This window comes from Streptomyces mutabilis (genome assembly GCF_046628145.1).
Classification (GTDB): Bacteria; Actinomycetota; Actinomycetes; order Streptomycetales; family Streptomycetaceae; genus Streptomyces; species Streptomyces mutabilis.
Window position 1 is genome coordinate 7,368,630 of sequence record NZ_CP176874.1, and the last position, 11,163, is coordinate 7,379,792.

Genomic DNA, 11,163 nt, shown 5'->3' on the forward strand with positions numbered 1-11,163 from the left:
GCGGGTGTCAGGAGACGCCGAGGCAGGAGGCGATGCCCGAACGGGCAGAGCCGGCGGCACCCGACGGCCCGCCCCGCCCGCACGAAGATCCCGTCCCGACCGTTGACCCCGGCCGAGACGCGAACTACGTTGCCGGACTAGAAGAAAGTTAATGAACAAGTAGTTCAGTAACTCCCTGGAGCCGCTGTGGTCGTTCGCCCCCTCCCGTCCCGACATCCCCGGCTCCCGGAGACGCCGGAGCCACCCGCCTACGACCGCCGGCGCGCCTGGCTGGTCCTCGTGATGGTCGTCGCCTTCATGATGATCAACTACGCGGACAAGTCCGTGCTGGGCCTCGCCGCGGTGCCGCTCATGGACGAACTCGGCATCGACAAGAGCACCTACGGGCTGATCTCCAGCTCCTTCTACGTGCTGTTCAGCGTCTCCGGCCTGGTCGTCGGGCTCCTGTCGGCCCGGTGGTCGACGCGCACCATGCTCCTGGTGATGGCGGCCCTGTGGGCCGTGGCCCAACTGCCCGCCCTGGCGGCGTCCGTCCCCGCGCTCATCGCCGGGCGGCTGCTGCTGGGGGCGGCGGAGGGACCCGCCGCCTCGATGTCCATGCACACCCTCTACGCCTGGTTCCCGCCGGGCCGGCGCGGAATGCCCTCGGCCCTCCAGATCGGCGGGGCGGCCCTGGGGACAGCCGTCGCGGCCCCGGTGCTGACCTGGTTCATCGTGAACCTGGGCTGGCGTTCGGCCTTCGTCGCGCTGGCGATCACCAGTGCCGCGTGGTGCGTGGTCTGGTACGCCGTCGGCAAGGACGGCCCGTACGGCGGCGCGGCGGGTGGGGACGCACCCGCGGCCGAGGTCCGTGAGCCCAGTGGGTCAGGTGGGCGCGACGCCGCCCGTCCTGCGGGGAAGACGTCACCGGTTCCACTGCCGCGGCTGCTGCTCAGCGGCACCGTCGTGGGCGGCGTCCTCAGCGCCTTCGGGTCCCACTGGGCGCTCGCGGTCTCCAGCGCCTGGCTGCCTGTCTACCTGCAGACCCGGCTCGACATGGCGGCGACGAGCGCGTCGGTCGCCATCAGTGCCGTCTCCGTGCTCAGTCTGGTCCTGCTGCTGACCGTCCCGGCCCTCGTCGACCGGCGCAAGCGGAGCGGCCGGGCGGGCCGCGCCACCGACGGCCTCGCCCAGGGCGCCGCGGTCCTGGTGTCCGGCGCGGCGCTCGCCCTGCTGCCCTTCACCGAGCCGCGCCCGCTGCAACTGGTGCTGGTGGCCCTGGCGTTCGCCGCCCATTCGGTCGCCCTTCCCCTGCACTACGTGACCACGGCGGCGGTCGTGCCCGCGGCCCGGCGCGGCGCCGTCTTCGGCGTGGTCGCGGCGACCGGCACGCTGCCGGGCATGTTCGTGCCGTACCTCACCGGCCGGCTGGTGGACGGCGCGGCCTCCGAGGCCGCGGGCTACTCGATGGCCTTCCTGCTGTCCGCGGCCGTCATGGCCGTGTGCGGCGCGGTGGCGATGCTCGCGATCCGTCCGGAGCGTGACGCCCGCGCCCTCGGCGGCGAGGGCTGAGCGGGAGCGGCCGGGCCGGGGTCACTCGGGCCGGTCGAACCCGGTGGCCCAGTACCGGCCGTGCAGGGCGAAGTCGAGCAGCATGCGGACGACCTCCTCGGCGGGCATCGGCGGGGTCTCGTGCTCGACCCACCACTGGAGCACCGACACCTGTTCCCCGACCCACACCCGGGCCAGGAGATCGCCGTCGATCCGCGGCTTCACGTCGTTGCGCTCGGACCGGCCGCGGAACTCCTCGGCGGCGACGCGGGCACACGCCTCGGTGAACATCCGCAGCGGCTTGCCGTCCCCCTCGCCCCGCAGCACGATCCGGTACAGGTCGCGCTCCTGACGGGCGTGCCGCAGCATCTCCAGCACCGGCCGGCCGGTGAATCCGACCGCGGTCCCGGCCATCACCGGGCGCAGGCGTTCGTCGAGCTCGTCGAGCAGGTCGCGGGTGACCCGGGCGAACAGTTCGTCCTTGTCCCGGAAGTGGCTGTAGAACGTCGCCCGCGCCACGTCCGCGCGCTGGGTGATGTCCTCGACGCTCAGCGCCGTGAAGCCCCGCTCGAGGACGAGTTCCACCAGGGCGTCGCGCAGCGCCCTGCGCGTCTTGCGAATACGTCGGTCCTCGGCCATCCCCGTCGTCCGTCTCCCTGTCCGGTTCCGATCCCTGTCGGCCCGGCTGGTTCGCGCCGTCCGAGCGGCAGTCAGTCTACGTACTCTTGACAGGCGATGTGTTACCGAACAACCTGTCTGGAAACATTCATCTAGTTCACGTTCGCGTATGGGAGCCTGTCCTTGAACCTCGGCATCTACCTCACCCGCAGCGCCCGCCACTGGCCCGAGCACCCCGCACTGGTCTGCGGCGCCCGCACCTGGACCTACGCCCGCCTGGAGGAGCGCGCCAACCGGCTGGCCTCCGCGCTCGTCCGGCGCGGACTCGGCCCCGACGACGCCGTGGCCTCCCTCGCCTGGAACCGCGGCGAACTGGTGGAGGTCGAATTCGCGCTGTACAAGGCCGGGTTGATCCGGGTGCCGGTCAACGCCCGGCTCGGTCGCGCGGAGATCGAGCACATCCTGCGCGACGCCCCCGTACGCGTCCTGGTCTTCGACGAGGCGCACCGCGAGGACGCCCTGGCGGCCGTGGCGGCGGCCGGCACCGACTGCGTCCCGGTGGCCCTCGACGCGTCCGCGTCCGACGACGGGCCGCACGGCACGGCCGTCTCCTACGGCGGCCTGCTCGCCGAGGGCGGCACCGAGCCCGTGGCCGTGGAGACGGACGAGGACGCGCCCGCCGTCCTCAACTTCACCTCCGGCTCCACGGGTTCGCTCAAGGCGGCCGTGCAGACCGTCGGCAACCGGCTCGCCAACATGCGCAAGACCCTCATGAACGACGAGTCACGGCCCCGCCCGGACACCCGCTACCTGGCCTGCGGTCCCATCACGCACGCCACCGGCATGGTCCTGCTGGCCGGCGTCTTCGGCGGCTCCACCACCCATGTGCTGCCGAGCTGGAGCGCACAGGCGTTCCTGGACGCCGTGGAGCGCGAGCGCATCACCGCCACGTTCCTCGTACCCGCGATGCTCAACGCCGTACTCGCCCACCCCGGGGCCGCCGACCGCGACCTGTCCAGCCTCACCAGCGTCCGCGTCGGCGGGGCCCCCGTCTCACCGCGGCGACTGCGCGACGCCGTCGCCCTGTTCGGCCCCGTGGTCGCCCAGGGCTACGGCCTGGCCGAGACCACCAGCGTGGTGGCCGGCATGTCGGGCGCCGACATCGCCCGCGCCGTCACCGACGACCCCGAACTCCTCCAGTCCTGCGGCCGGGCAGCCTACGACACCGAGGTCCGGGTCGTCGACGAGCACGGCGACACGCTCCCGCCCCGCGAGGTCGGAGAGATCATCGTGCGCGGCCCCGACTGCGTCAGCCAGTACTGGCGGGCCCCCGAACTCTCCGCCCAGACCTTCCGCGACGGCTGGGTGCACACCGGCGACCTCGCCTGGATGCGCGAGGACGGTTACCTGTTCCTCGTCGACCGCAAGAAGGACATGATCATCTCGGGTGGCTTCAACATCTACAGCAACGAGGTCGAGACCGTCCTGTACGAGCACCCCGCCGTCCAGGAGGCCTGCGTGATCGGGGTCCCGGACGAGAAGTGGGGCGAGGCGGTCAAGGCCGTCGTCGTCCCCCGCCCCGGCACCCCGGTCACCGCCGACGAACTGGCCGACTTCTGCGCCCTGCGCCTGGACCGCTTCAAGAAGCCGCGCTCCGTCGACTTCGTCGGCGAACTCCCGCACAACCGCAACGGCAAGCTCGACCGCAAGGCCGTCCGCGAACCGTACTGGACGCACACCACCCGCCGCGTGCACTGAACCGGGCCGAGCCCCCGACACCGGCCCCCCGCGCACCCAGACCCGGGCACCCCACCGAGACCCCGGCGCCCCGCACCACGACCTCCCCGGAGACCCGCCCCATGACCTTCTCCTTCCGCCCCGACCCCGCCGACCCGCGCCTGGCCGACCTGGTCGAGCGCCTGCGCGGATACCTGGACGGCGAACTCGCCCAGTACGAACACGACAACGGCATCACCCACACCTCCCGCCTCACCCGCGCCGACCTCGAACCGGTGTGGAAACGCTGCCGCGAACTCGGCTTCTACGGCATCCACCTCCCCGAGGAGTACGGCGGCCAGGCCCTGACCTACTCGGAACTCGCCGTGCTGAAGGAGGAGATCGCCGCCTCCGGCCGAGTCCTCGGCCACAGCGTGCTCGGCGACATGGGCGGCCCGCTGCGCGCCGGCGACATCCTGCGCCACGCCACCCCCCGCCAGCTCGACACCTACCTGCTGCCGCTGGTGCGCGGCGAACGCGCGTGCTGCTTCTCCCTCACCGAGGCGGACGCCGGCTCCGACGTGCGCGCCATGCGCACCACCGCCGTCCGGGACGGCGACGGTTACCGGATCACCGGCCACAAGGTGTTCAGCTCGGCCGGTCCCTTCGCCGACTTCGCCATCGTCGTCGCGCGCATGGCCGGCACGGAGGAGGAGTCCTACTCCGCCTTCCTCGTCGACCTCGACAGCCCCGGATGCCGGGTCACCGACGGCGCCACCCCTATGTCCGGGGAACACATCGAGAGCGACATCGTCCTCGACGACTGCCGTGTCCCCGCCACCAACCTCCTCGGCGAGGAGGGCAAGGGCCTGCGCATCGCCCTGGGCCGCGTCACCGTCAACCGCCTCCTGCACTGTCCGTCGGCGATCGGCGCCGCCCGCCGCGCACTGCACCTCACCCGCGACCGCGCCCTCACCCGCACGGTGAACGGCAAGCCCCTGCTCGCCCTCCAGGCCATCCAGCACAAGCTCGCCGACATGGCCGCCGACCTCTACGCGGCCCGCTCGATGACCTACGCCGCGCTGGCCGCCCTCGACCGGGGCGAGGACGTGCGCACCGAAGCGTTCATGTGCAAGCTCTTCGTCGCCGAGTCGGCCTTCCGCCTGCTCGACGAGGCGGTGCAGATCCACGGCAAGGACGGACTGACCCAGGGCCACGAGATCGAGTACCTGTTCCGCAAGATGCGCATGTTCCGCGTCCTGACCGGCACGTCCGAGATCCAGCGCAACGGCATCGCCAAGGGCCTCGCCACCCTGACCTGACCACCCCGCACCCCGCCCTCACCCCCACCGAGGAAGCACACATGCCCGGCACCACCCCCGCCCACCTCCCCGACGACGACCAGGACTTCGCCGACGCCGACCGGGGTCTCATCGCCCGGCTCAGCCCCGGCGTGGTGTGCGACGCCGAAGGCCGCACCGTCTGGGACGCCGACGCCTACGCGTTCCTGGACGGCGACTGCCCGCCCACCGCGCACCCGTCCCTGTGGCGGCAGAGCCGCCTGACCGCCAGGCAGGGCCTGTACGAGGTGGTGCCGGGCGTGTACCAGGTGCGGGGCCTGGACCTGTCCAACGTCACCTTCGTCGAGGGCGACCGCGGCGTCCTCGTCATCGACCCCCTCATCAGCGCCGAGGTGGCCGCCGCCGCACTCGCCCTCTACCGGGAACACCGCGGCGACCGCCCCGTCACCGGCGTCCTCTACACCCACTCGCACGTCGACCACTTCGGCGGCGTCCACGGCGTCGCCGCCCCCGAGGACGCCGCCGCCGGACGGCTCCCGGTCATCGCTCCCGCCGGCTTCCTCGAACACGCCGCCGGCGAGAACGTCATCACCGGCCCCGCGATGGCACGCCGCTCCGTCTACATGTACGGCGCCGCCCTGCCCAAGGGACCCGCGGGACAGATCGGCTGCGGCCTCGGCCAGACCACGTCCCTGGGCAGCGTCGGCCTCATCGCGCCCAACCTCGACGTCCGCGCCACCGGCCAGACCGAGACCGTCGACGGCGTCCGGATGGTCTTCCAGCTCACCCCGGGCACCGAGGCCCCGGCGGAGATGAACATCCACTTCCCCGGCCTGCGGCTGCTGTGCGTGGCGGAGAACGCCTGCCACACCCTGCACAACGTCCTCACCCTGCGCGGCGCCCTGGTCCGAGACCCCAGCGCCTGGGCCCGCTACCTCACCGAGACCCTGCGCCTGTTCGCCGACACCACCGACGTGGTCTTCGCCTCCCACCACTGGCCCACCTGGGGCCAGGACCGCGCCGTGCGCTTCCTGGAGGAGCAGCGCGACGCCTACGCCTACCTCCACGACCAGTGCGTACGCCTCATCAACGCCGGACACACCGGCGCCGAGATCGCCGAGGAACTGCGCTTCCCGCCCGCGCTGGAGCGACGCACCCACATCGGCGGTCACTACGGCTCCCTCAGCCACAACGCCAAGGCCGTCTACCAGCGCTACATGGGCTGGTTCGACGGCAACCCCGCGCACCTGTGGCAGCACGCGCCCCGCGAAGCCGCCGTCCGCTACACCGAGTTCATGGGCGGCGCCGACGCCGTGGTCGCCAAGGCACGCGCCTGCTACGACCGCGGGGACCTGCGCTGGGTCGCCGAGGTGCTGAACCACGTCCTGTTCGCCGAACCCGGACACGCCGAGGCCCGCGCCCTCCAGGCCGACACCTTCGAACGGCTAGGCCACGGCGCCGAGTGCGGCCCCTGGCGCAACTTCTACCTCACCGGCGCAGCCGAACTGCGCGGGGGAGTCCTCGGCGCCCCGGGCCGCGGCGGGTCCGGCATGGCCGCGGCGCTGACCGTGGAGCAGATCTTCCAATCCATGGCCGTACGGATCGACGGCCCACGCGCCGCCGCGGCCGGACGACTCCTCCTGCGCTGGGAGATCACCGGCGGCACCCCGGACACCGCCGCCGACGTCTGGACATTGCTCCTGTCCAACGGCGCGCTCACCCCGATGCCCGGCGACGCCCCGCGCGGCGAGAAACCGCACCTGACCCTGCGCCTGGCCCGCGCCACGCTCGACGCCGTCGTCGGCCGCACGACCACGTTCCCCGACGCCGTCGCGGCCGGTCTGATGGTCCCGGACGGCGACCTCACCGCGCTCACCACCCTGGGCGGCCTCATGGAACGCCCCGATCCCCGATTCCCGATCGTGACCCCGTGATTCGCGGGCGTCGCGTAGACTCCCCGCCATGGGCGTCTCCTGAACCGACCGCACGGTCCGCAGCCATCCGCCCCGCACAGGCCGGGCGTCGATCCGTCGCGCCCGCGCGCTCAACCAGGAGACAGTCACCCATGTCCGTTCGCTCCGCATCCCCCGCCCTCGACGACCGCATCGTCCGCCTGCGTCGGCTCGCCGAGTCGGAACCCCGTCTCGAAGGCGTCCTCCTCTACGGATCCTGGACGGTCGGCGAGGCCGACGCCCACTCCGACATCGAGGCGTACCTGTACGTCGAGGACAAGTACCTCGACGACTTCGACGCCCGGGCGTTCCTCGAACAGCTCGCACCGCTCGAGCTGGCGTACACCAACATGTACGGCATCCTCGCGGTCGTCTTCGACGACCTGATGCGCGGCGAGTTCCACATCACGCCGGCCGGCCAGGGCATCGAGGAGGTCCCGACCTGGGAGGGCATGGTCCACCTGCCCCGCCCCGAGGCCGCCGTCCTCCTGGACCGCACCGGCCGCCTCACCCGGGCCGCCCGCCGCCTGGCCGAGTTCCGCCCGCCGGAGCCCGCCGCCACCGCGCAGCAGCTCTGCGACGAACTGGCCAACTGGACGCTGATGCTGGCCCACGTCCTGGCCCGGGGCGAAGTGGCCCGCGCCCACGCCCTGTTGCACGCCGTCGTAGCGCCGTTCCAGCTCAAGCTGTGCCGGCTCCTGCGCGGCTCCACCGCCCACTGGCTGACCCCCAGCCGGGCCCTGGAGAAGGACCTGCCCGCCGCCGACGTCGACCGTTACACCGCCACCACCGCCGCCGCCCGCGAGGGCGAGCTGCGCACGGCGGCCCGCGACAGCTGGGAGTGGAGCCGGGAGCTGAGCGCCGAGGCCGCCGGCCGCTGGGCCGTCCGGGTGCCGGAGGAACTGCACGAGCGGATCGCGGACCTGCTCGCGGGGCACCGTACGGGCTGACGCCCGGCAGGCGCGGTCACGAGGGGCGGACGGCGAGCAGGGCGATGTCGTCGGTGCTGTCCGCCCCCAGACCGATCATCAGCTCGTCGCAGAACGTGTCGAGGGACTCGCATGCCAGGTCGGCGGCGTGCCGTCGCAGCCGGCCCAGGGCCTCGTCCAGCGGTTCGTTCCGGCGTTCGACGAGACCGTCCGTGTACAGCAGGAGCGTCGAGCGGGCCGGCAGCGGGTGGCGGGCCGTGCGGCGGGGCATGTCCGGGTCCATGCCGAGGAGCAGGCCCGCTCCCTCGTCCAGGAAGCGGGTCTCGCCCTCGGCCGTGGTCAGCAGCGGCGGCAGATGACCGGCCGAGGAGTGCAGCAGCTCCCAGGGGCCCGGCGCGCTGCCCTTGAGCAGGCCGTAGACGCACGTGGCGGTGGCCTCCCGGTGCAGACTGTGGTTCGCCAGGTCCAGGCGGCGCAGGACCTCCGCGGGAGGCTCCTCACGGTCCACCGCGATGCCGCGGAGCATGCTGCGCAACTGGCTCATGGCGATGGCCGCGTCGAGGTTGTGCCCCGTGACGTCGCCGATGACCAGGGCGGTGCCCCCGCCGGGCACGACGAAACTGTCGTACCAGTCCCCGCCGACCTGCGCCGTGGTCGACGAGGCGGCGTAGCGGGCGGCCAGCTCCAGTCCCTCGACCCGCGGCAGCACCGGCAGCAGGGAGCGTTGCAGCCGCTCGGCGATGGAGCGGGTGTCCTGGTACAGACGTGCGTTGTCCACCCCGAGCGCGAGGCTGTGCACCAGGTCGTCGACGAGGGGCAGGTCCTCCTCGGTGAAGGGCTGCCGACCGGGTGTACGGGCGAGGGTCAGGGCCCCGAAGATCTTGCGCCGGGCCCGCAGCGGAGCGACCACGGCGCTGCCCGCACCCAGCCCGTGGAAGAGTTCGCGGTAGTCACGGTCCAGCGCGTTGTCGGCCTGGCCGGCCGGCGGTGCCTCGGAGAGCAGCAGCGGACCCGCGCCGCGCAGCACCCGGGCGAGCGGACCGCGCGACTCCTCGGAGACGGCCGGGAGCATGCCCTCGTACGCGGTGGGGCGCAGACCTCGGGGATCACGATGGACGACACAGGCCCGCTCCACCTGGGCGTGCTCGGTGAACAGGTCCAGCACGCACCAGTCGGCCAGCCGCCGCGTCAGCAGCCGCCCGGCGCGCTGCAGGCCCTCGTCCAGGTCCAGGGCGTCGCTGAACCGGGACCCCAGCTCGGCCAGGAGAGAGAGCCGGTCCAGTGCCGACATGGCGGCGCCTTCGTCGCCCTCCGTCCCCGGGCCGCCCGGCCACACGTGCGCCGGAACGTCCCCGGCGGTCGACCGGGCCGCCTCGCGGGCGCTGCCGACCGTCCTCGGCCCGTCGAGGGACGTGGTGGCCCGCGGCGCGAGCTGGGCGACGAAGACGGTGCGGCCGTCGGCCGTCTCCTGCGTCTGGATGAACAGCCGCACCGGAACCACCCCGCCGTCACGGTGGCGTGCCGGGAGCGGCACGGAGCGGCCCACGATGCGGGTACGGCCCGTCAGCAGCATCGAGCTGAACGCCGCCGTGTGCCGACGGCGCAGATGCTCGGGAATCAGCGTGGTGAGACGGCGCCCGACCAGGTCGTCCGGACCCCAGCCCAGCAGATCCGCCGCCGGCCCGTTCGCCGCGATGATCCGGTTGCCGTCGTCGGCCGCGATGGTCGGGATACGGCTGGTCCGCACCTGATCGGGGTCCCACGGGACCAGTTCGTCGGAGCTGACCTCCGGATCGCGGGGCATCACGGTCCACGCGGTGGGCCCGCCCCCGTCCAACTGGTCGACGATCTGGTCGAAGAACCAGTCCTGGAACGCCCGGCAACGCGGCAGGGCGGGCAGCGTGAGCAGCCGCTCCCCGCGCGCCGCCTCCTCGGCCAGGCCGAGTGTCCGGCGCAGCGCCCGGACGGCGGCTGCCGCGTCGGCCGGCAGCGACAGGAGCAGGGAACGCAGGCCGGAGTCGGGAAGCGGCTCCCGGGGCGCGGCCGTCACACAGGCGCTGATCACGTTGTTGACGTCGTTGGCCGCGGCGAGGTCCTCGGGCGGCACACCCGGGGGAGCGCCCCCGGACGCCACCAGGGTCAGTTCCCGCAGGAGGGCGTGCCGGTGCTGCCGGCACGTCGACTCGAGGGCACTCGGTACGTCGATGAGCGTCACCGTCCGCTCGGCGGGGCACGGCGCCACCGCGGTCTCCCACCCGGACGACGGCGGGGGCGGACCGTCCGGCCACAGTTCGAACCACACCACCTTGCCCTCGTCGCCCACGTCGACCCCGTACCGCGACGCCAATGCTCCACCAGGGCCAGCCCCTGCCCCGTACCGGCGTACGGCGGGCAGTTCTGCGGCACCAGTCCGCGGCCCGGCCGCCGGTCGGCGACGCGCACCCGCACCCGGCCGTCGAGACGGGACACCGTCACCTCGGCCTCGGTGCGCGCGTGCAGCACCGCGTTGGTGACCAGCTCGCTGACCAGGAGCTGAGCCGTGTCCACCAGATCGGAGGCGACGTCGTCCAGCGCGGCGCGCACGAAGCGGCGGGCCGAGGCCACGCTCACCGGCCCGTCCGGGAATCGTCGTGAAACCGTCGCCGGATCGAGGGAACCCATGCCCTCAGTGTGTGCCCCGCACGGGTCGCCGCGCAGCGCGCCGTCCCGGCGGGCCGCGACCTCGGGCCGCCGCCGTCCGCCGGTCGGGTGACCGACCGACAGGACGGCCGGACCACGGCCGCGGTGGGCGGGCCGGGCGGGAGCCGTGATCACGGGGCCGGCCGGGTGCTGGTAGCGTCGCGTGGTCGCGGCGGGCGGAGCGAGGGAGGTGTCGGTGCGTGGGAGAGCGGCAGGAGCGTGAGTGGGTGGCCATGACACCCGGCGACTTCGACCGGGAAGCGCCACTGGTCCTCAACGTGGGCACCGGACCCGCAACCGTGCCCGCCGAGCCGGACGAGTACGGCACCGCGCCCCTGTTCGGCGAGACGGCACCCGTACGGCCCGCCCCGCGCCGGAACCGGCGGGGACGGCCCGCACCCGCCCAGGAGCGGCTGTTCTGACCGTCCCCGCCGGGGA

7 protein-coding genes and 1 pseudogene are annotated in these 11,163 nt (G+C 73.3%); 6 read left to right on the forward strand and 2 right to left on the reverse strand.

Features of this window, described 5'->3' with window-relative positions; genetic code table 11:
• Positions 1 to 186 precede the first annotated feature (186 nt).
• Complete coding sequence (locus ACLIN4_RS33090; protein WP_289909960.1) at positions 187 to 1,551, forward strand: MFS transporter; 1,365 nt, start codon at positions 187 to 189, stop codon at positions 1,549 to 1,551.
• 21 nt (positions 1,552 to 1,572) lie between these two features.
• On the opposite strand, the gene ACLIN4_RS33095 is transcribed toward ACLIN4_RS33090, so the two are convergent.
• Positions 1,573 to 2,169: a TetR/AcrR family transcriptional regulator gene (locus ACLIN4_RS33095; protein WP_382087439.1), complete on the reverse strand. Its 597-nt coding sequence runs from the start codon at positions 2,167 to 2,169 to the stop codon at positions 1,573 to 1,575.
• Positions 2,170 to 2,331: 162 nt separating this feature from the next.
• Between ACLIN4_RS33095 and ACLIN4_RS33100 the strand changes: the two genes are divergently transcribed.
• The 4 genes from ACLIN4_RS33100 to ACLIN4_RS33115 all read left to right on the forward strand — a co-directional run bounded on the left by ACLIN4_RS33100 (position 2,332) and on the right by ACLIN4_RS33115 (position 8,067).
• Positions 2,332 to 3,906 carry a class I adenylate-forming enzyme family protein gene (locus tag ACLIN4_RS33100; protein ID WP_107479709.1) on the forward strand — a complete coding sequence of 525 codons (1,575 nt, stop codon included), beginning with the start codon at positions 2,332 to 2,334 and terminating at the stop codon, positions 3,904 to 3,906.
• Positions 3,907 to 4,007: 101 nt separating this feature from the next.
• Positions 4,008 to 5,186 carry an acyl-CoA dehydrogenase family protein gene (locus tag ACLIN4_RS33105; protein ID WP_107479710.1) on the forward strand — a complete coding sequence of 393 codons (1,179 nt, stop codon included), beginning with the start codon at positions 4,008 to 4,010 and terminating at the stop codon, positions 5,184 to 5,186.
• Between the two features lie 41 nt (positions 5,187 to 5,227).
• Complete coding sequence (locus tag ACLIN4_RS33110; RefSeq protein WP_107479711.1) at positions 5,228 to 7,099, forward strand: alkyl/aryl-sulfatase; 1,872 nt, start codon at positions 5,228 to 5,230, stop codon at positions 7,097 to 7,099.
• Between the two features lie 131 nt (positions 7,100 to 7,230).
• Entirely contained in the window at positions 7,231 to 8,067 is an 837-nt protein-coding gene (locus ACLIN4_RS33115) for an aminoglycoside 6-adenylyltransferase (RefSeq protein ID WP_289909953.1), read from the forward strand.
• 16 nt (positions 8,068 to 8,083) lie between these two features.
• On the opposite strand, the pseudogene ACLIN4_RS33120 reads toward ACLIN4_RS33115, so the two are convergent.
• Positions 8,084 to 10,707, reverse strand: a pseudogene (locus ACLIN4_RS33120) (SpoIIE family protein phosphatase).
• A 218-nt stretch (positions 10,708 to 10,925) separates the two neighbouring features.
• On the opposite strand from ACLIN4_RS33120, the gene ACLIN4_RS33125 reads away from it, so the two are divergent.
• Complete coding sequence (locus tag ACLIN4_RS33125; RefSeq protein WP_100048836.1) at positions 10,926 to 11,147, forward strand: hypothetical protein; 222 nt, start codon at positions 10,926 to 10,928, stop codon at positions 11,145 to 11,147.
• The last annotated feature ends 16 nt before the right edge of the window (positions 11,148 to 11,163 follow it).

What these genes read in the sequence shown, in the direction of transcription:
- ACLIN4_RS33110 (WP_107479711.1), top strand. Translation starts at nt 5,228, where the DNA reads ATGCCCGGCACCACCCCCGCCCACCTCCCCGACGACGACCAGGACTTC.
- ACLIN4_RS33115 (WP_289909953.1), top strand. Translation starts at nt 7,231, where the DNA reads ATGTCCGTTCGCTCCGCATCCCCCGCCCTCGACGACCGCATCGTCCGC.
- ACLIN4_RS33095 (WP_382087439.1), bottom strand. Translation starts at nt 2,169, where the DNA reads ATGGCCGAGGACCGACGTATTCGCAAGACGCGCAGGGCGCTGCGCGAC.
- ACLIN4_RS33105 (WP_107479710.1), top strand. Translation starts at nt 4,008, where the DNA reads ATGACCTTCTCCTTCCGCCCCGACCCCGCCGACCCGCGCCTGGCCGAC.